The 18,209-nt window shown below is 59.1% G+C and carries 19 protein-coding genes; 13 read left to right on the forward strand and 6 right to left on the reverse strand.

Going from position 1 to position 18,209, the window contains the following annotated elements; genetic code table 11:
- Positions 1-99: 99 nt before the first annotated feature.
- Both KF841_12455 and KF841_12460 read left to right on the forward strand, forming a co-directional pair.
- Positions 100-858 carry an ATP-binding cassette domain-containing protein gene (locus KF841_12455; GenBank protein MBX3396166.1) on the forward strand — a complete coding sequence of 253 codons (759 nt, stop codon included), beginning with the start codon at positions 100-102 and terminating at the stop codon, positions 856-858.
- Entirely contained in the window at positions 855-1,262 is a 408-nt protein-coding gene (locus KF841_12460) for an ABC transporter permease (protein ID MBX3396167.1), read from the forward strand. Before KF841_12455 ends, KF841_12460 begins: the two co-directional genes overlap by 4 nt.
- Before the next feature lie 89 nt (positions 1,263-1,351).
- On the opposite strand, the gene KF841_12465 is transcribed toward KF841_12460, so the two are convergent.
- Positions 1,352-2,524, reverse strand: a complete 1,173-nt coding sequence (locus KF841_12465) for a putative sulfate/molybdate transporter (GenBank protein ID MBX3396168.1) — start codon at positions 2,522-2,524, stop codon at positions 1,352-1,354.
- A gap of 154 nt (positions 2,525-2,678) precedes the next feature.
- Between KF841_12465 and KF841_12470 the strand changes: the two genes are divergently transcribed.
- The 3 genes from KF841_12470 to KF841_12480 all read left to right on the forward strand — a co-directional run bounded on the left by KF841_12470 (position 2,679) and on the right by KF841_12480 (position 4,591).
- Positions 2,679-3,020 carry a helix-turn-helix transcriptional regulator gene (locus tag KF841_12470; protein MBX3396169.1) on the forward strand — a complete coding sequence of 114 codons (342 nt, stop codon included), beginning with the start codon at positions 2,679-2,681 and terminating at the stop codon, positions 3,018-3,020.
- A 269-nt stretch (positions 3,021-3,289) separates the two neighbouring features.
- Positions 3,290-3,613: a DUF1801 domain-containing protein gene (locus tag KF841_12475; protein ID MBX3396170.1), complete on the forward strand. Its 324-nt coding sequence runs from the start codon at positions 3,290-3,292 to the stop codon at positions 3,611-3,613.
- 123 nt (positions 3,614-3,736) lie between these two features.
- On the forward strand, positions 3,737-4,591 hold the full coding sequence (locus tag KF841_12480) for a DNA alkylation repair protein (GenBank protein ID MBX3396171.1): 855 nt from the start codon (positions 3,737-3,739) through the stop codon (positions 4,589-4,591).
- Between the two features lie 64 nt (positions 4,592-4,655).
- Here KF841_12480 and KF841_12485 read toward each other — a convergent pair whose 3' ends face one another.
- The 4 genes from KF841_12485 to KF841_12500 form a co-directional block, all read right to left on the reverse strand.
- Positions 4,656-4,973 (reverse strand): HPF/RaiA family ribosome-associated protein, encoded by a 318-nt coding sequence (locus tag KF841_12485; GenBank protein MBX3396172.1) that lies wholly within the window; start codon positions 4,971-4,973, stop codon positions 4,656-4,658.
- Positions 4,974-5,012: 39 nt separating this feature from the next.
- Positions 5,013-5,264, reverse strand: coding sequence for a hypothetical protein (locus KF841_12490; protein MBX3396173.1), 252 nt, complete (start codon positions 5,262-5,264; stop codon positions 5,013-5,015).
- A gap of 370 nt (positions 5,265-5,634) precedes the next feature.
- A complete protein-coding gene (locus KF841_12495; GenBank protein ID MBX3396174.1) occupies positions 5,635-6,297 on the reverse strand; it encodes a uracil-DNA glycosylase in 663 nt (220 codons plus the stop codon).
- A gap of 221 nt (positions 6,298-6,518) precedes the next feature.
- Positions 6,519-8,354 carry a HEAT repeat domain-containing protein gene (locus KF841_12500; GenBank protein ID MBX3396175.1) on the reverse strand — a complete coding sequence of 612 codons (1,836 nt, stop codon included), beginning with the start codon at positions 8,352-8,354 and terminating at the stop codon, positions 6,519-6,521.
- A gap of 242 nt (positions 8,355-8,596) precedes the next feature.
- On the opposite strand from KF841_12500, the gene KF841_12505 reads away from it, so the two are divergent.
- The 8 genes from KF841_12505 to KF841_12540 all read left to right on the forward strand — a co-directional run bounded on the left by KF841_12505 (position 8,597) and on the right by KF841_12540 (position 17,202).
- Complete coding sequence (locus tag KF841_12505) at positions 8,597-9,139, forward strand: DUF2752 domain-containing protein (protein MBX3396176.1); 543 nt, start codon at positions 8,597-8,599, stop codon at positions 9,137-9,139.
- A 5-nt stretch (positions 9,140-9,144) separates the two neighbouring features.
- Positions 9,145-9,855 carry a hypothetical protein gene (locus KF841_12510; GenBank protein ID MBX3396177.1) on the forward strand — a complete coding sequence of 237 codons (711 nt, stop codon included), beginning with the start codon at positions 9,145-9,147 and terminating at the stop codon, positions 9,853-9,855.
- Positions 9,848-10,489, forward strand: a complete 642-nt coding sequence (locus KF841_12515) for a hypothetical protein (protein MBX3396178.1) — start codon at positions 9,848-9,850, stop codon at positions 10,487-10,489. Before KF841_12510 ends, KF841_12515 begins: the two co-directional genes overlap by 8 nt.
- Positions 10,486-11,604 carry a glycosyltransferase family 4 protein gene (locus KF841_12520; GenBank protein MBX3396179.1) on the forward strand — a complete coding sequence of 373 codons (1,119 nt, stop codon included), beginning with the start codon at positions 10,486-10,488 and terminating at the stop codon, positions 11,602-11,604. The genes KF841_12515 and KF841_12520 overlap by 4 nt, the downstream gene beginning before the upstream one ends.
- A 171-nt stretch (positions 11,605-11,775) precedes the next feature.
- On the forward strand, positions 11,776-13,122 hold the full coding sequence (locus KF841_12525; GenBank protein MBX3396180.1) for a hypothetical protein: 1,347 nt from the start codon (positions 11,776-11,778) through the stop codon (positions 13,120-13,122).
- A 140-nt stretch (positions 13,123-13,262) separates the two neighbouring features.
- Complete coding sequence (locus tag KF841_12530; protein ID MBX3396181.1) at positions 13,263-14,672, forward strand: VCBS repeat-containing protein; 1,410 nt, start codon at positions 13,263-13,265, stop codon at positions 14,670-14,672.
- Positions 14,673-14,801: 129 nt separating this feature from the next.
- The gene (locus tag KF841_12535; GenBank protein MBX3396182.1) at positions 14,802-15,950 is read left to right on the forward strand and encodes a prolyl oligopeptidase family serine peptidase; all 1,149 of its coding nucleotides are present in this window, start codon (positions 14,802-14,804) and stop codon (positions 15,948-15,950) included.
- Positions 15,951-16,068: 118 nt separating this feature from the next.
- Positions 16,069-17,202, forward strand: a complete 1,134-nt coding sequence (locus KF841_12540) for a PilT/PilU family type 4a pilus ATPase (protein MBX3396183.1) — start codon at positions 16,069-16,071, stop codon at positions 17,200-17,202.
- Positions 17,203-17,328: 126 nt separating this feature from the next.
- Here the strand turns inward: KF841_12540 and KF841_12545 are convergent, their stop codons facing one another.
- The gene (locus tag KF841_12545; GenBank protein MBX3396184.1) at positions 17,329-18,204 is read right to left on the reverse strand and encodes a trypsin-like peptidase domain-containing protein; all 876 of its coding nucleotides are present in this window, start codon (positions 18,202-18,204) and stop codon (positions 17,329-17,331) included.
- Positions 18,205-18,209 lie beyond the last annotated feature (5 nt).

The following is an 18,209-nucleotide window of genomic DNA, read 5'->3' on the forward strand; positions in this document are numbered from 1 at the left end:
CGAGCGAATTTCTTCTCTATACGAGGACCAGCTTTCCCTAGAGTTAATTTGCGTGGAAACTAATTTCGGTGACCTCGCTCACACGTCTGAGCCAATCAAATGATCCAGCTTCGCTCTGTCTGCAAATCCTTCGGCCACCATCGACCCATCCTGGACGGCATCGATCTGCATGTGCCGGCCGGAGAAACCACGGTGCTGCTCGGCGCGTCCGGTTGCGGAAAGACAACCACGCTCAAACTCATCAATCGGATGGCGGATCCGACTTCCGGACTCATCGAGATCAACGGCACGGACATTCGCTCAATGAACGTTCTCGAGCTGCGCCGATCCATCGGCTATGTCTTTCAGGGAATCGGACTCTTCCCGCATATGACGATCGAGAACAATGTCGCCATCATCCCGCGCCTGCTTGGCCACGACCGCGACGACCGTCGCAGACGAGCACGCAAATTACTGAATCAGGTCGGCCTCAAACCAGATCGCTTCGCGGATCGATATCCGCAGAGCCTTTCAGGCGGACAGCGGCAACGCGTCGGCGTTGCTCGGGCGCTCGCCGCAGACCCCGCGATCCTCCTGATGGACGAGCCGTTCGGCGCCCTTGATCCAATCTCGCGGGAGATGCTCCAGCAGCAGTTACTCCGACTAAAGTCCGAATTGAAAAAGACAATCGTCTTTGTCACACACGATCTATTTGAGGCCATGCTATTGGCCGACCAGATCGCCGTGATGAGTGAAGGCCGCATTGAACAGGTTGGCCGCCCCACTGATCTTGTCAGCCGGCCGGCCACGGATTTTGTCGCATCCTTGTTCGAGAAGGCATCGCGTTCATGCGATCTGCTATCGAGGCACACCCAATGAAACGGAAATTCAGCCGCTGCACATCGAAGTGGCTCCCGCTGCTGCCGATTGTCCTTAACACATTCACCGGACTCCGGCAGATTCCATGCGAAACGCGAGAGGCTGCGGAGGGAATTGGTATGTCATCCGAACAGAAACTGCGCCTCGTGGAGCTGCCCTTGGCGCTCCCGGTGATTATTGCAGGCGTGCGGACGGCAACCGTCTGGACGGTGGGCATCGCAACACTCTCCACTTACATCGGCGCCGGCGGACTCGGCGATTTCATCAGCCGAGGACTGGCGCGAAATGACGCAGTTCTGACACTTTTGGGAGCGGTACCGGCCGGTCTGATGGCGGTAGCGTTAAGTTTCTCGATTCGTCTGCTCGAGCGCCGACTCCGGCGACGTCTCGGAATGAGCGTATGATGCGGATGTGCTGCTTCGACTGTGGAGCGACCGCAGACATCGAGCGAAGCAGACCGCGGCGGGACTTGACACCTGTCGCTCGTTGCAACTCATCCTGGTTTCGTAGTGGACGGATCCACCCCGCACCGCCAGAAATACCAGATACCAGTGCCGACAATCAAGCCGATCATGAATCCCTGAGGCAATCCAAATGCCAGCGCGCCAACAAACAATGCAACCGTCATCTGTCGTCGATCGCCGGCCTGATCGCTGATGAGTCGCATCAGCCCGACCGCCTCAAACAGCAAAATGACACCAAGCACCGGGCGCGGATAGGCGGCCGCAAATGACCCCACGGCGTCGCCCAGCAGCAAGCCAAGCGCCACATAAATTGAACCATAAATCACAACGGATCCGCCCGTTCGAGCGCCGAATGCGTGGTGGCCGGCCAGTCCCCCGCATCCATGACAGACCGGAATCCCCCCGAAGATCGAGGCGCACACATTTGCCACGCCGTAGGTAATCCCGATCCGTCGCATGGTGACGCTGCGCTCCGGAAACAAATCATGCAGAGTCTGATGGGTCGCGATCACGGCATTCGAAAGCGATAATGGAAGCTGGGGCAAGGCGAGCAGGAAGAGCCCGGTCCAGATCGACTCGGTTGAAGGCATGCGAGGCGTCGGCAGATGCATCGTCCCGGGAAATGTCACAGCGGACCAGTCGATCGTGACAACGCAGGCGTAGATGAGGCCCAATCCAATCACTGGCAGTGCCGCCGGGAATCGTCGATTGCCCCAGAGCAGGACCACCAGAACGAAGCATACCGCGGCAAGGATGAATCCGCTCACTCCCAAAGACGGGACGTAGTCCTTCAATGCGAGGGAGGCGAGACTCAGACCCAATCCGAACTGCACGCCGCGAACCGCACTTCGCGGGATGACATGAGCCAGCCAGGTCAACGCCCCCGTGAGGCTGAGCGTGAGCATGATGATGGCAATCGCAAAGCCTCCCCCAAGCAGAGTATCCGCTCCGATCCGCTGCGTGATGACCAGCACCGCCATCGCTTTAAGCGGCTGCATCGGCATGGGGACGCCGTATACGATGCCCGTCAAAATCTGGAGGAGACCGAAGATGACAAAAACCGTCGAGCCGTCCAATCCGGCGGCGGCGATCATGGCGACGATCAGCGGCAGGTCAGTCCCGACGTCGCCGAAACTGCCGGCGAGTTCGTTTCGATCAAACCGAACGCGCGGTTCGCGTGAGTGTTCTTCGACGATGATCATAGCGCAAAGTATCTGTACCAGCCGGACCCGATGCAAGACCGAAGGATGTGGCATGGGCATGTCGCACACGCTCCGCGACATGCAGGATTACGGCCACCGGAATCGGTGAACTGATTGGTTGACTATTTCGAACACTCAGCGTAAATTAAACCATATGGTTCCAGATAAATCACTGACGCTTGACCGAGTTTTTCACGCGCTGGCCCATCCGGCCAGACGTGCCATTCTTCGTAACCTGACGCACGAAGAGCGAAACCTGAGTGAGTTGGCCGCGCCGCTGCGCATGTCGTTCCCAGCCGCTTCAAAACACGTCAGGGTGCTGGAGCGGGCAAAACTGGTGCGCCGCCGCGTTGTGGGCCGATCACACTTGTGCCGAATCGAGCCGAAACCACTGGGCGAAGTCACGGAGTGGCTCGAGGGATATCGCCAAATGTGGGAGGAACGATTCGATCGATTGGATTCGCTCTTGCGAGAGATGCAGGTCAAAGAGAATTAGCGGAATCGTCGTGGCGCAACCGTGCCTGTGAAAAGCCCCTGACTGGAGTCAGCCCAATGGCCGCAGAAAGACAGACCAAACGATCGCAGCGAAACAATAAAACCCGTCGTGCCCGCCCGGCGACCACTAAAACCGCAGTGCGGACTGCCTCCGTCGGCAAGCGCAAATCGCCGGCCACCCGTTCCGCCGCGGCGGGTCCCTCCTCGCGGCCCGATCCGCAGGTCGTCGCTTTCCTTGCAGCACTCGGCGGTCCACTCCGATCGAACATCGTGGCCGTTCGAAAAATGATTCTTGGAATCAGTCCGTCTATTCGCGAAGCAATTAAGTGGAATGCACCGAGCTTTCAAACGACGGACTACTTTGCGACACTGAATCTGCGAAAAGGCGGCACCGATGGTGCGGTCCGACTCATTCTTCACACCGGCGCGAAGCCGAAGAATTTGACCATGCGCGGCGCCGTTGCCGATCCGGACGGCATCCTTCAATGGCTGGCGAAGGATCGCGCAATGGTGACAATCGATGATTCCGAGGACCTCAACGCGAAGCTGAAGCCCCTGGCCGAGGTGATCAGAGGTTGGATTTCTCTTATGTAAGCGTCATTCCGTGCGCGTTCGAGCCGGGAACGATGCCATCCGAAAACGGTGTTCAGCAACCGCGTGCCTACCACGGGTAGGATCGCCGGTGAGTATCAGTTTGCCTGTCAGAAGGGTCAGTCCATGCCGGCAGCCAAGGGTAGAAAGCGGAGTGCACGAGCACGAGCAGGATCAGATCATCCGAAGGCAAGCGCCGCGGACAGTCCCCCTGTCGCATTGCCCGACGACGAAAACGTTGACGCGATCATCGGAAACCTGAAACGCCTTGCATCAAGGAAGCACCGCGACGCGCTCGCAAGATTTGCAATTCCTGACAAGAATGCGTTTGGTGTACCCGTCGGCAGGATCCAGTCGCTCGCAATGCAACTGAAGCGGAGTGCGGCACGGTCCGACGATTCACTCGCTGCTCGACACAGACTTGCGATCGCACTTTGGGACACGGGATGGTACGAGGCCCGATTACTGGCCGTCTTCGTGGACGAACCCAGTTTCGTCACGGCTTCACAGATGGATCGCTGGGCAAAGCAGTTCGAGCACTGGGCCGATTGTGATACGGCCTGTTTTCATCTGTTCGACCGCACGCCGCACGCATTTCGCAAGGTTCATGCATGGGCCGCCCGGAAAGAAGAGTTCGTCAAGCGCGCGGCCTTCGCCCTGCTCGCGAGCATCGCACTGCATGACAAAAACACCGACGACGATGTGTTCGCGGAATGCCTGGTCTTGATCGAACGTGAGGCCGGTGACGATCGAAATTTCGTAAAGAAGGCGGTGAACTGGGCGCTGCGAGCCATTGGAGGTCGGTCTCCAGCACTCCATGGATATGCCGTATCGCTGGCACAACATCTCGCGGAGTCGGAGACTCCTTCCGCTAGATGGATCGGGAAAGACGCGCTCCGCGCGTTTCGCTCCCGGGCAATGCAGTCGAGATTGAATCGTAAGGCACGGAAAAAAAGTGCAACGACCAGGCGATCGAGCTGACCAGCATGGCGGCGAATCCCCTCAACCTGCGCCGCGTTCGGCATGCGCGCCGCGCCTTCGGCCACTATCGTTTTTCAAGTTTGCCAAGCGTGCGGTCGATCAAGTTCTGCATCTTGTTGACGGCCCCTCGTAATGCCTGATCCTGTGAATTGCCGCGTTCAGTGACGCTCACCGGCTGCAAACCCGCGAGCCGCACCTCCAGCAGACATCGAATGTCGTCGCCGCCGGTCTTTTGCGGGCCATTCGCGTCCGTCAAATGGACCTCAACGCGAGTGATCCGCTCGCCAAAACGCGCCAGCTTCTCCGCGACAAGAGCCTTGAAGTTGCTGATCTTCGGCGCTGTCCCGCCGATCCGATTGTCCATATTGACCTGGATCCGCATTTGAAAATTCCCCGATCAATCCTGAATGAAGGTCGCACCCTACTTGTTTCTGGAGTCGCGGCGACCCTGAGCCCGTCGACCGCTGGACGACACATGTCCGAGCAATCGGCTCTCGATGCCCGCTCGCCGAATACGGGCTTGATTGGCTTCGGCAGTGGCTCGACGCTGAACGGCTTCATCCGGAGAAAAGACGGTCGTCGCGTCCGGCTTCCGCTTCCTGCCCTTCGCCCGGGCAGGTGGCGGCTGCAACAGTGAATCGGACGGATTCGCTGTGACCTCTGGTGTTTTCACCTCAGTCTTCGAACTGTCCCCATTTGGATCCTCAGCCGATTCAGCATTCGTGGATTCTACCAACTTTGGCTTCTCGGATTTCAAGTTCTTGGGAGTTCGGGCATGACTCATGTCGGTTTCCTTTCTCCACAGATCGAGGGGTCACACGGCGTGCAGGCGGCGACGAACGAAGCCGCATGAAACGCAGCTTGCCCTCGATTCCCAGGAGAGTGTAGCGCCGACAGCGATCATCGATCAGAAATTATCGATGAGCGGCAATACGAAATTGCGCAGATCCAAGACACAAATGGGACGATGAAACGCGACGCATACGCCTGCGGAGTTGACTCGATGATCAGATTGACAGGCAAAATCGGCAGATTGCCGTTAATCAGGACGGCACAAACATTTCCAGCCGGGCCATTACGGCTTTGAGGTCAAGCCAGGCCAGCGCCTTCTCGCCGGGGACGCGGAGAAGATACGCCGGATGGAACGTGGGCATGAGCGGAATCGGATCGCCGATCAGTGATGTGCCGCTGACGAAGAAGTCCCGCCATTGGCCGCGAAGCCGCGTGATCCCCTCGCGCGTGTTCAAGAGCGTCTGAGCAGCCGGCGCTCCCAGCGCAATAATTACCTCGGGTTTGATGATTTCGATCTGCCGCAACAGGTAATCCTTGCACATGACAATTTCGTCCGGCAACGGCGTTCGGTTCTTTGGCGGCCGGCACTTGACCACATTCGCAATGTACACATCCTCTCGCCGCAGACCCATGCCGAATTCGATCATCTTCGTGAGCAACTGACCAGCGGCTCCGACGAACGGGATGCCTGATGCGTCCTCATCCGCGCCAGGCCCCTCGCCGATGAACATAATCCGCGCCACCGGGCTTCCAACACCGAAAACCGTCTGTGTGCGGTGGGCGTGAAGACCGCAACGCGTGCAGTCCTTCACCTCTTTCGAGTCGATCACCTCAAGGCGGAATCTGCGTTCCGCGAGTTCCACTTCGCCGATGCCCGTCTGCAACCCATGCGCGGCATTGAAATGCCGGCCCATCTCAACGGGACGACTGACCGGCTGTCGTGCAGCGACCGAGATCGTCTCGTCAACGGTGCGCACGGCGCTCCCATTCGCCTTCGCGGACGCGGCAATTGCCGAGCCGGCGGCCGATTGAGGAATATGAATGGAAACCGCCCGGACGCCGAGGATGCGATCAGCCTCGAAGCGGTCGCGAAGCGCGACGGCCAAATCCACTTCAGGGGTTGAGGCGCTATCGCTCATTGGATCTCCAGTGTCATGACCAGATCACCGATTCGAATCGGCAATGCCTCAGATTCGATCCTTCCCGCGCCGGATCGCTGCGGCGTGAAACGGCGGTTCACCCTGATTGTGCCAACAACGTCATCACCACGCATTACGCGCAACGGCTGCCCGTAGTATACCGAAGCGCCGTCCATCTCAAACAACAGCATCCGCGCCTGTGAATTGATCTCCGTGACGCGGCCGAAGGTCGTCCTTTTCCGCGGCACCGCAACGCGGGCGATCGCAGCATCCAGTTCCGCCCGAATGTCTTCGCTCGCGCGCTGCCTGGCCCTGCGAAGCTCCGGCAGAGCCATCGGAGAGCCCAGTTCCGCCAAAGTGATTGCCGCACGGGTTCGAACATCCAGGTTAGGCGACTCAAGGAGCTCCAGCAGAATCGGCTCGCCTGTGTCCGGATGCAATCGTCGAGCCAGCGTCAGCACCGTGCCGTGTTCGTTCGGCAGAAGCGTCTTCAAATAGGTTCGAACCTCGATCGGCCCCAATAGTCCGCGCGGCGAAAGGTATGCGGGAACATGGCGATAGTAAATCTCAAGCGTGAGCGTGTTGATCGCCGTCGAGTAGATGCGTCCGCCGCTCCGGCCCCATCGGCCCCACTCTTTTCCAAAAGCCGGCCAACTGCCGTAGCGGTGTCCGCGTTTTCCTTTGCGCGAAACGGGTCGCTCCTGATGCTCCAGAACCGTTCGACGCAGCGCGGCATTCCATTCCCGCCACGGCTCGCCGCCAACATTGAACATCGCCATCGTGCCATAGTACCAGGCGTACTCGTTGTGCCACACTGTTGACTCTCGGCGATTCAACTCGACGAAATCAGGCAGATCGCTCAAAAGCAGCTTCAACTGGCGTTCGGCCACCGGTTCATCCATCCGCAGGCCGAAGGCCGCTCGTGCGTACAGACCGGTCGCCGTGATGCCCGGTCCGAATCGGCGATCGCTGACGCCAAGAAGGACCGCGGGGCGCCGCGCCGTGCGTTCAGTCTTGTCCGAATGCCAAACGCGTCCGTCAGGCAGAGTGGCTCGATCGAAGTGTGCGAGCAATCGCAGGCGGGTTTCAACGGGGGCGGAGACTCCGGCCGCCTCCGCCGATTTAAGAGCCATCAGCACCCATGCGCTGACTGTGGTGTCGTTACGGTTCGTGCTCGTGTCGGCCGTGAGATCCCAGCCGCCGCCGGCCTGCTGACACCTCGCGAGATGTCCGATCACTCGTTCAAGCGGCTCTTTCAAGATCGGTTCTCGGGTCATCGCATAGGCCTCGGAAATGGCGATGGCCGCAACGGAATCGTTGTAAATCTGATAGCTGCTATCGGACGCGAAGCTGCCGCTGACGTTCTGCTGGGCGAGAATATAGGAGAAAACGCGGCTCAGTGTTTCGGCGTATTTTCCCGACTCGTGGGTGAAACCCGCGCCCAGAAACGCCATCGCCGCCAGGGCGCTGACACCCACATCAGCATCCCGATCCAATTGGGTCAGTGCGGTCTGGCTGCAGCGATCGTCCTCCGGGCACAACTGATCGAATCCACGCCGATCCCACACGCCATCGGAGCGTTGATGGGCGGCCAGCCAGGCAAGTCCCTCCGCGACCGCTCTCTCGGTTTCATCGCTCCCGCCGAATTGCTTCAAGGCAGCCGCCTTTTCGGCATCCGTGCGATTGATCAGAGGATTGTCGTCGTTCTGGGTCCACGCCAAGGCCGTAGACGGCATCGGCGTCGTCACGGATAGACAGATCAGGACAGCGATATTCCGGGCGAGCATCACGATTCGAGCAACTGCCTGTCGGCCGGCGGGAGCAACTTTCACGCTCAATTCGTCGGGCGTCTATGTCGCGGTGGCTGATAACGAGACCTTTATCGGATTGTATCGCACCACGCCACCTCACCCAAATGTCTTTTGACGCGCTGAACTCACGTCAACATCCGCCGCTCGCTGCCGAGAGGAAGCCGCTTCAGCGGATCGGGAGCTTTTGACGGGGGCTCACTGGCAGCCTATCCTCTATTGGACCCGCCTTTTCCAATTCAGCCCGTTGGATCAGAATGCTCCCAATGACCTCTCCCTTATCGACTCCACCCCTGCCGACGGAATCGACTCCGGACGAGCCGCGGTACTTTCGGTTTCTCGGGGTCATCATCGGACCGCGAACCCGGACCCGAGCGGCGACCCGGTTCGCCTGGGGAGTCACTGCGGCGGTTTGTGCGACGATTCTGGGAATCGCGGCGTATCTCTTGCCCAGCCCCGCGGGACACGGAACACACGAAGCCCTGAGACTGAACCCGTGTGGGTTTATCATTCGCACCGGCCTGCCATGCCCCACATGCGGCATGACGACCGCCTTTTCCCATCTTGTTCGCGGCCATATTGTTCGATCGTTTATTTCGCAGCCCGCCGGCATGATCTTCGGGCTGTTGACGATTGGCCTTACGATCGTCGGGACAGCAGTGGCGGTGACGGGGCAAAGCTACTACCTCGATTGGAACGGGGTCTCGCCGCGCGTTTTACTGGGGCTCGGCCTCTTGATTCTATTTGGCTGGGGCTTCAAACTCGCCCACGGACTCCTAACCGGCGAATTGCCGATTCAACATGGATGACAACGATGCAACGATGCGCCACTCCGATTTCGCAGCCTGATTCGCCTCGCCGACGAGGCAGCGGGCCGACTTCCGCCTGCTGGATCGTGACGACTCTGATAGCTCTCATGGCACTTGGCGCGACCGGCTGCCAGCTTGGTTACTTTCTGACTGATCCCGACGCCACCAAGAAAGTGCCGGCGGAGTATGACAAGATCGGCGGCCGTCGCGTCGCCGTCGTCGTCTGGGCTGATCGAGCCACCCTCGACGAATACCCCAATGCCCGAAGGCAGATCGCCCGATCGATGCTTCACTATCTAAAGACGCACCTTGAGAAGGCGCAATTTGTTCCGGAGCCTCGCGTAAATGAGTTACAGGCAAAGTCCGGCATGGATTGGGAATCCATGACGAATGGCGAGATTGCGGCGGAACTGGGCTGCGACCTGGTGCTCCGGATCGACCTGCTCGAGTTCACGACGCGTGCCGCCGATACGCCGCAACTGCGAAAGGCTCGTGTCGCCGGGAATGTCCGGTTGTATGAGCTGCGCCCCACTGAGAATATTGACGCGGTGTACGATACTGACGTCAAGATTACCTATCCGCCCGGCTCGATTCACGGGACGCAGGACGAAGACGAAGCCGATCTCCTGCACGGCGCGGTGGAATATTTCGCCGAAATGGCGGCAAGGAAGTTTTACGCTCACGAAGTCAAATTGAAAGGGCGCCCAAGTGATTAGCCGTTGGCTGCCTCTGCTCACCTCGATCGCGGTCTCCGGGCTCGGCCTCATGTCGACCGGCTGTCACGACTTCGCCGTGCTCATCGCCAACATGCAGGGAGGTGACACGATCGAAGCCGAGTTCAAGCTGGACAAGGGACCGCTTCTCATCTTCATCGATGATCGCCGAGGGCTAATCACGGAACCACGCGCGATGCGCGAGTTGCACGACACCATTGCCGACAATTTCATCCGGTACGATGTCAATAATCGAGTCATTCCCTTCAGGGAACTTCAGCGTCTGCAACAAAGCGAGCCGAAATTCGACAAGTTGAGCATTCGCGAAATCGGCGAGCGACTCGGAGCCGACCAGGTTCTTTACCTCGGCGTTGAGAAGTTCACGCTCTACTCGGAGCCGGGCGCGCCTCTGTTCAAGGGGCTCTTTGCAGTGCGTGTCAAAGTTCTGACTACCGAACGAAAGACGGAGACACGCGTCTGGCCTCGCGAAAAGATCGGTAAGCTCGTCCAGTCGGAAACCCGACCGACTCCGACCGAAGGTGACAAAGCCCCTTCGGATATCGCGACCGAGCTGGGCGTGAAACTTGCTCAGCGCGTGGCGGGTTTATTCTACAAGCACAAGGAATTTGCCGATTGACCACGATTCTACACGTCGTTGATCGTTCATGCGGGCCATCGACGTTGCAAGCGCTCAATCTACTGCGCTCGCGACTGGCCACCGCGACGCCCTCCGCGGTTGCGACGATTGATCCCGCTTCGCGCCGGACCGCCGAAATATTTGTCAGCGGCGGCATCGTCCCGGCGCCGCGTCTGCTTCCAACCCGGTTCGTCAATTTCGCCTCAGGTCTGGCGAAGTTCGCCAAATCCTGCCGCGCCGAGGTGATACACGCATGGGGCATTGAAGCGGCGGCGGTCTGCATGACAACGCTCCCAAACCGGCCGCTGCTGATCACTTTGATTGAACCTGAGTCGGCTGAGGACGCCGCAAAGTGGATTCGCTCTTTCCCGATCGGCGCGGGTGTCGTCGCGGACAGCGAGTTCATCCAGTCAAGGCTGGTCACGTCGGGATTGGATATGGGACAGGTCATCGTGATCCGCGGCGCGGTCGACCTGGGAGCCATCAACAAGGCACGCCGCGACGATGTCCGACGCCGAATTGTCGGCGACTCCGGCCCTGTTATCCTGATTCCCGGGCCGCCTGAGCGCGGCGCTGGACAGGAAGCAGCCATATGGGCCGCAGGCATCATTCAGTTTCTTCATCGCAATCTGCGCGTCCTCATGCCGTATGCCTCGACTGAAGCGGATCGACTGATTCGCTGGGTCCGGACGATGGGACTCGGGCACATGCTCATCGTACCCGATGCTCGCCTGACCTGGCACGAACTCGTCACCTGCGCGGATGTCTTTCTGCAGCCCGCGGAGCGAGAGGTCTGCACTCCGCCGATCGCCGCCGCGATGGCAGCGGGCCTTCCCATTGTCGCAACCGCCATTCGGTCTATTGCCGAGATGATTGCCGATCGCCATAACGGACTGCTTGTCAGGAAGGCGGAGCCCAAGGCAGTAGCCGCCCGCCTGCTCGCGGCCATTGAAGACCAGCCGCTGGTCCGCCAGATCACCGATGTGGCACGAAGCCAGGCATTCGAGATCTTCAGTCCACGGGCATCAGCTGACAACTATCGCAGGGTGTATGAAAACCTCGCCGCCGGGCGGCCGATCGGTGAAGGCATCAACGACACCGCCCGCGTTGCCTAGCTGAAACGCCCCGTGACTTTGGCGATGATTCAAGCCGGCCCGATGCCGCAAGGTCAGAGATTCGCCGAATCTCGGCGATTGGCGGCAGATGCCTTTCACCTTCATTTCGAGTAAACTTCCGCGGGTACAATCATTACGCAATCGCGCGATCGTATGCCGAGGATCATGTCCATGCAGAATGAAAAGACTTCCCACACACGCGAGAATTGGATCGAGCAGTCGGGATTCACCCGACTCTTCCGGGCGCTGTCTATCACCTTCAGCCCTTCGCTACTGGCACCGGCTTTCATCGGCGTCTTGCTGACTGGTGTGGCCGGCACCGGTCTCGATTGGATCTGGCCAACAAAGAGCAAACCCGCCGCCGCGAGAATCGGCGGCGCTTCGTTCAATGAATTGGAACAGTACCTTGCATCAAGCGGCAGCCGCGACGCGATGTCTCGGTTTGTCGCGTCCGCAAATTCCGATGAATCGACCGGACGCGCCGGCATCTTCGAATTGCTGGCGCTTCACACGCGGCGGTCGGTCAATGCCCTGACAGAGGGCGCAGTCTCTCTGAGCCCCGGCGCGATACTCGGCGCACTTCTGGCACTGTTGGGCGGACTGGGCTGGCTCATCACCATGCACGCCGTGTATGCCGTCATTTTTCTTTTCGCGCTCTTTGCAATCTGGGCGGTCTGTGGCGGCGCCGTGTGCCGGTCGGCTGCGCTGATCTTCAGCCGCGATGCGGATGTCTCCACGCGAGAGAGCATCCGATTCGCTCGATCGCGATGGACATCCTTCTTCATTGCCCCGCTGATTCCATTGGTCCTGCTCGCCGGCATTGCCTTCGCTTTGTGGGTCATCGGATTGTTCGGAGCAATCCCGGCGATTGGAGAATTCTTCGTGGGCGTGGGTTTCATCTTCCCGATCATGCTTGGTCTCGCCGCGGCGGTCTGTCTGTTAGCCGCGATCCTGCTTTATCCCTTGCTTGCACCCGGCATCGCATCCGACGATCTTCTGGCCGGCGATTCCCTTTCGACCGCCGGAGAGTTTGTCGTCACCCGCCCCATCAAGTATCTGCTCTTCCTGCTGACTTCGATCACATTCGGTGCGGTCTGCGTGATGCTACTCAAGATATTTATCGCCACGGCCTTGTGGCTGACCGCCACGTTTCTCGGCGACTCGATGAATTGGGGAAGCGCCTTCGCACTCGACGCGGACGGCGTCACGACGAAAGCGGCCGAACACAAGCTGTCTGCGCTGTGGCAGGCTCCACGGCCCGGTGACGGGCGCCCGTTCTATGGGACCTTCGATGGGCCGAATTTGCGCCACGTCAGCCGCTTCGCCGCAGTCTGCATCCATGGCTGGATCCTCGTGTTATGGGGCGTGGTCGCCGCCTTTGCCATCTCTTTTTTCCACGCTTCTGGCACAATCGTATATTTCATCATGCGACGGGATATCTACGAAACCGATATTGAAGAAGTGTATCTGGACCGGGCGGACTCCGGCGCACCCCTGCTTCAGGAGCGCGTATCCTAACTCGCGCCGTCCCTCTGACCGATGCAGAACACACTGATGCTCCGCGCGAGCGCCGCGCACGAGGATGCGGTCTTGCGAGCATCCCCGCGCGAGAAAAGCGTTCGGGCCCATGAAACCCTGTTTTCCCTGAGGAGCTTCGCATGAGCGTGCGAAAGGCGGTTATTCGCATACCGGCACTTCTTCTCCTGACGTTCGGCTGCACGGGCTGCACGGAATTGTTCGCACTCTTCGGTCCCGGAGGCGTCTTCGGCCCCGGCGCCGGTGTTCTCGGCTCCACGAGTCGACAGCAGTCAATTCCCGCACCGACCTTCAACGTTTCCCAACTGGACCCCGCATTTGAAGCCACCAGCGGCGCGAAGGTCATCGTCGTCGCCGACATGGATGGCGACGGGAGGCAGGACCTCGTCTCCGGATCCAATGAGAATCAGCCTATTCAGCTTCACTTGCGTACCGGTGTCGCCTCCGTCGTGAGTTTCGACACATTCACAATCGCCGGTGGCGGCCCCATCGCCAGGATGGTCGATCTTGCTGCCCGCGATCTTGACGGCGACGGCCGGCTCGACGTCGCGGTACTGGTCAATGACACCGGCTTCGTCCCGGTCGATGGCGCCAGCATTCGAGGTTCGGTCTCACTGCTCTTTGCGCCGGCCGATCCGCGCGAAGCGCTCCAATGGGCGCATGTCACGATTGATGAGATATTCAATATTCCGGGCGACGGGAAGGGATTGACCGATTTCGCCGTCGTAGACATGAATGGCGATAATCTGCCGGATATTGTTCTCGCTTCGAATGAGGTCGATGACACCGACGTAATACGCCTCTTCCTCAATCCGGGTGGAGCGGCCGCGCGTGTCGGAGCCAATTGGGTCCAGGCGGCTCTTCCGCTCACTGCGGATGTGAACCAGATTACTTCGATGGAAGTCGTCGACATCGATGGAGATGGAGACCTTGATATCGTCGGTTCGTTCCCAACAGCGAAGACATTCAACATTCGCTGGCTCCAGAATCCATTCGTCGAATCCGGCGCTGGAGCCGTTGCCGCCGGAAACTGGACGGCGCGCTTTCTGGGTCAGCAAGCTGAAGCCGATCCGGATAACCAGGGTGGCGATTACATTGCCGCGGGGGATATCGACGGAGATGGTGATATCGATATCGCCGCCGCCCATGCGTCGCTTGGATTGATTCAGTGGTTTGAGAACCCCGGCCCGGATCGCGTGACATTGCAGACTTTTCCGTGGCGCGTCTTCAATCTGGGGCAGTTGCAGTCCGGCGTGACGATCAACCAGCTACAGTTGGTGGACCTAAACCTCGACGGACAGCTCGATGCGTTCGCCACCGCCAGCGGGAACATGGTCGGGTTTCAGCCGGGCAATGAGTTGTTCGATTTCTGGCTCGGTTTCTCAATTCTCGCGACAAATCCGGTCGCCGACATCGGACGGTGCGCATTCGTCGATGTCAATGCGGATTCGCGTCTGGATATTCTCGCGCCGATCGACCGCGTCGGGCTCTCAACGGACCAATTCATGATCTTCACGAGAACCTCCCCGTGAACCTCGTGACTGAAGCCGGCGTACCAGTATGAATCAACCTGAAGCCCACGGCCGAGTTAGCCGTGGGCTTTCGATTTTGGCATCGCTATGATGATGCAATAGTCGATCCACCGCGAGAGCACCTACCACATGATTCGATCCGCATTACCCACGCTGCTCACGGCTGTCGTGATTGTGGCACTTCCTGCGATGATTCTGCTGGAGCACGACCCGCCTTCCGAATCGACGACGGTTTCGCGAAACCCGCAACTTCCTGATAATTTCATCGAGAAGCGGATCCAGCTGCCGGACAGGAGCGAATGGAAATACGTCGTGTACATTCCTCCACAGTACAATGACGATCCCCATCACAACTGGCCGGTCATCGTCTTTCTTCACGGAAGCGCTGAATCCGGTACGGACAACATCCGACAGACCCAGGTCGGCCTGCCCGCCTACATCCGACAGAACATCAGCAATTTCCCGTTTATCGTTATCATGCCGCAGGCCCGCGGAATGTGGTTTCGAGGGCAGAATGCTCTCGCTGTCTGGTCGGCACTTGACACCACACTGCGAGAATACCGAACCGATCGCGATCGCGTGACCCTGACCGGCCTCTCGATGGGTGGATTCGGCACGTGGGAACTCGCCACGCTCCAACCGGATGCGTTCGCCGCGATCATACCGGTTTGCGGCGTCGCGCCGGTGGAATATCTGTCCAACATCCGGGAACTGCCCGTTTGGGCGTTTCACGGTTCACAGGACCAGAATGTGCCGGTTTCCGCCACACGCGAGGCCGTTGCCCGGCTGCGCGAATTGGGCGCGGAACCCAAATACACGGAGTACGCTGGTCAGGGGCATAAGATCTGGGACAACGTCTACTCCAGCAAGGAAGTCTGGAAGTGGGTGCTCAGGCAAAAGCGGAAACCGGCGCCTCGCGCGATCAACTACCGTCTGATCGGCGCGAATGCGCGCGTCTGGTGGCTCATCGCCAATGCCGAGCCGGATCACGTCGGAAAGGCCCGGATACACGCCGAGATCGACGAGGAAAATCGCATCACGATTTCAACCGAGGGCGTTCATTCGTGGGCTATCATCTCACAGGATCAACCGATTAAACCCGGTGACATCGTCTCGCTCACTCATAATAACGAGAAGCTCTTTCGAGGCAGATTCAACGGAATGATCGGATACAACATCTCACCCGCATCTCAGCCATCCGACAGTCCGGCGGATCGGCGAGGCGCCAGACCGCCGCACAGAAATTCCACAACGCCTTCGACGCCGGAAATACCCTGAATCACGACAAGGCCCGCTCCGATTCCGTGCCGTTAGTCACGCGCATATAATAACTGCACGATCGTTGCGGCCATTGCCGTGCCGAGGGGCGGACTCGAATCCGCGATGCGAGTTGTCCATGCATGAACAACATTCACTCGATGAGCCCCTTTACGAACTCGGCGACGGCGCCAGCGTCTCCATGATGGATCTTCTCGACTACTTCGCGCAGGTCGGCTCAATGCGCGTGAGCGACCTGCATATCAAGGTCGGGAGTCCGCCGATCTACCGCGTCGACGGCTCGCTTCAGAAAATGAAAGGCCCCCCGCTCCTGGCCGACACAGTTCGCGCCTTCGCCCTGTCGCTGCTTAGCGAGCCAGAGTGGGATCTACTGCAACGTAATCATTCGGTCGATAGTTCATGCTTCACCGAGCGAATGCAATTCCGGTTAAACTGCTTCAAAGATGACGACGGCCTCGCGCTGGCGATTCGCGCGCTGGAAACCAGCCCGCCCGCGGTCGAGTCCATCGGATTTCCCAACGATGTCTGGAGAGACATCGTCAATAAGCAGCACGGCCTCATTCTTGTTACGGGCGTCACGGGAGCCGGCAAGTCCACCACAATCGCCTCGCTCCTCTCCCGGATCGCGATGTCCCAGGCGTGCAGAATCATTACCCTCGAAGACCCCGTGGAATATCGCCTTCGCGGCAGCATGGCGCTGATTTCTCAACGAGAAGTCGGACGCGATGTGCCAAGCTATGAACGCGGACTTCGAGACTGTTTGCGTGAGGACCCGGACGTCATCTTCGTCGGCGAAATGAGAGACCGCGATTCCGCGGCGTGGACACTTACGGCCGCGGAAACCGGCCACTTGGTCTTCTCAACACTGCATACGCGTGACTGTCGCGGAACCATCACGCGAATTCTTGATATGTTCCCATCGAATCAACAGGAAGAAGTCGCCAGTCAGCTTTCACTGGGCCTCAGCCACATCATCTCGCAAAAACTCCTGCCCCGCGCAGACGGCGCCGGCCGGGTCGTCGCGATGGAAGTGCTGAACAACACTTATTCCGTGGCCAACCTGATCCGCCACGGCAAAATCGAACAACTCTATTCACAATTACAGACTCGGACGAAGGATATCCCCGATGAGCGGATGATCACGCTGGAGCGATCCCTCGCCCGGCTCGCTCGAAGCGGAATTGTCAGTCCGCTGGAAGCCGAACGCTGGGCCAACCATCCCCAGGCATTCCACGAAGAAATGCAGCAGTAGCTGAACGAAATCAAACTCCTGCGAGGCTTCATGCCGTCAAAAAAAGCGGCATCGTCACTACGTCGAGAGATTTGACGTGGTAACGATGCCGCGGTTCATGGCTGGAAAATCGAATTCAGCCGCAGCCTATTCATCGCTCTCTTCATGAGAGCTTTTCGACTTATCGTTCGTATCCGGCTTCGTGGCGGACTTGTCGCTGTCGCCTGACGCCTCGTCCTCCTCTTCCTCCGCGGCCGGCGCGGTCGTCTTCGCCTTCTCCGTCGCCTTCACCACCTCGGCCACCGGCAGGATCAGCACGTCAGCGCTGCCGCGCGAGCTGGCATCCATGTCCTCCGGATCGGGCGATTGCAACACCGACACACCCACGACTGAGCCGTCTTCAGCGAAAACCGGCATCCCGATATTGGTCTGGCCAAACTCCAATGAAGCGGTCGGGATCAGCAATTCACGAGGCTTTTTCGTGATGCCACCGAGGAGCCCTTCGTTCAACACGATGGCCCGATCAAAGAACTTATCCATACGCCGAGCCGACAGCAGCCGGTCGCCCAAGGTCACGACTTTCGACTTGCTCAGATCCAGAAACTTGTAGCCCTGTTCATCCGGTTTCTTGATCTGCACCCACGACAGATCAAGTTCCGGATCGTTCGTCAGCAATCGGGCCGGCACGCCCTCGGTATCGTCGCCGATGAGAACTTTGATGTCTGTCGGCGTGACCTGTCCGCCGCGCGCACGGAAAATCCGCGACGTTCCAAGTTGAACACTGGAACAGAGCACCAACCCATTCTTTTCAATCATCAACGCGGTGAACTCACGCTCGATTTCCTGAGGGCCCGACGGACCCTGAACTTTCAACACGAACTTGACCGTCACCAGCGCATGGGACAATTGGTCCGCCAATTGCTTATAAAGTCCCTTGGTATCGGCGGCTGCCGACGCGCCACCCAGTGCCATTACAGTCAAACCGGCCAGCGCGAAGAAACGAATACGCCTTGATTGAATCATCCGAA

The sequence above is a fragment of the Phycisphaerae bacterium genome (assembly GCA_019636475.1).
Classification (GTDB): domain Bacteria; phylum Planctomycetota; class Phycisphaerae; order UBA1845; family UTPLA1; genus JADJRI01.

Bases quoted from the DNA above. Each gene is read 5' to 3' on its own strand.
- KF841_12525 (MBX3396180.1), top strand. From the start codon at position 11,776: ATGCAGAATGAAAAGACTTCCCACACACGCGAGAATTGGATCGAGCAG.
- KF841_12540 (MBX3396183.1), top strand. From the start codon at position 16,069: ATGCATGAACAACATTCACTCGATGAGCCCCTTTACGAACTCGGCGAC.
- KF841_12495 (MBX3396174.1), bottom strand. From the start codon at position 6,297: ATGGGCCGGCATTTCAATGCCGCGCATGGGTTGCAGACGGGCATCGGC.
- KF841_12465 (MBX3396168.1), bottom strand. From the start codon at position 2,524: ATGATCATCGTCGAAGAACACTCACGCGAACCGCGCGTTCGGTTTGAT.
- KF841_12455 (MBX3396166.1), top strand. From the start codon at position 100: ATGATCCAGCTTCGCTCTGTCTGCAAATCCTTCGGCCACCATCGACCC.
- KF841_12505 (MBX3396176.1), top strand. From the start codon at position 8,597: ATGACCTCTCCCTTATCGACTCCACCCCTGCCGACGGAATCGACTCCG.
- KF841_12510 (MBX3396177.1), top strand. From the start codon at position 9,145: ATGCAACGATGCGCCACTCCGATTTCGCAGCCTGATTCGCCTCGCCGA.
- KF841_12535 (MBX3396182.1), top strand. From the start codon at position 14,802: ATGATTCGATCCGCATTACCCACGCTGCTCACGGCTGTCGTGATTGTG.
- KF841_12545 (MBX3396184.1), bottom strand. From the start codon at position 18,204: ATGATTCAATCAAGGCGTATTCGTTTCTTCGCGCTGGCCGGTTTGACT.
- KF841_12480 (MBX3396171.1), top strand. From the start codon at position 3,737: ATGCCGGCAGCCAAGGGTAGAAAGCGGAGTGCACGAGCACGAGCAGGA.
- KF841_12460 (MBX3396167.1), top strand. From the start codon at position 855: ATGAAACGGAAATTCAGCCGCTGCACATCGAAGTGGCTCCCGCTGCTG.
- KF841_12485 (MBX3396172.1), bottom strand. From the start codon at position 4,973: ATGCGGATCCAGGTCAATATGGACAATCGGATCGGCGGGACAGCGCCG.
- KF841_12530 (MBX3396181.1), top strand. From the start codon at position 13,263: ATGAGCGTGCGAAAGGCGGTTATTCGCATACCGGCACTTCTTCTCCTG.
- KF841_12470 (MBX3396169.1), top strand. From the start codon at position 2,679: ATGGTTCCAGATAAATCACTGACGCTTGACCGAGTTTTTCACGCGCTG.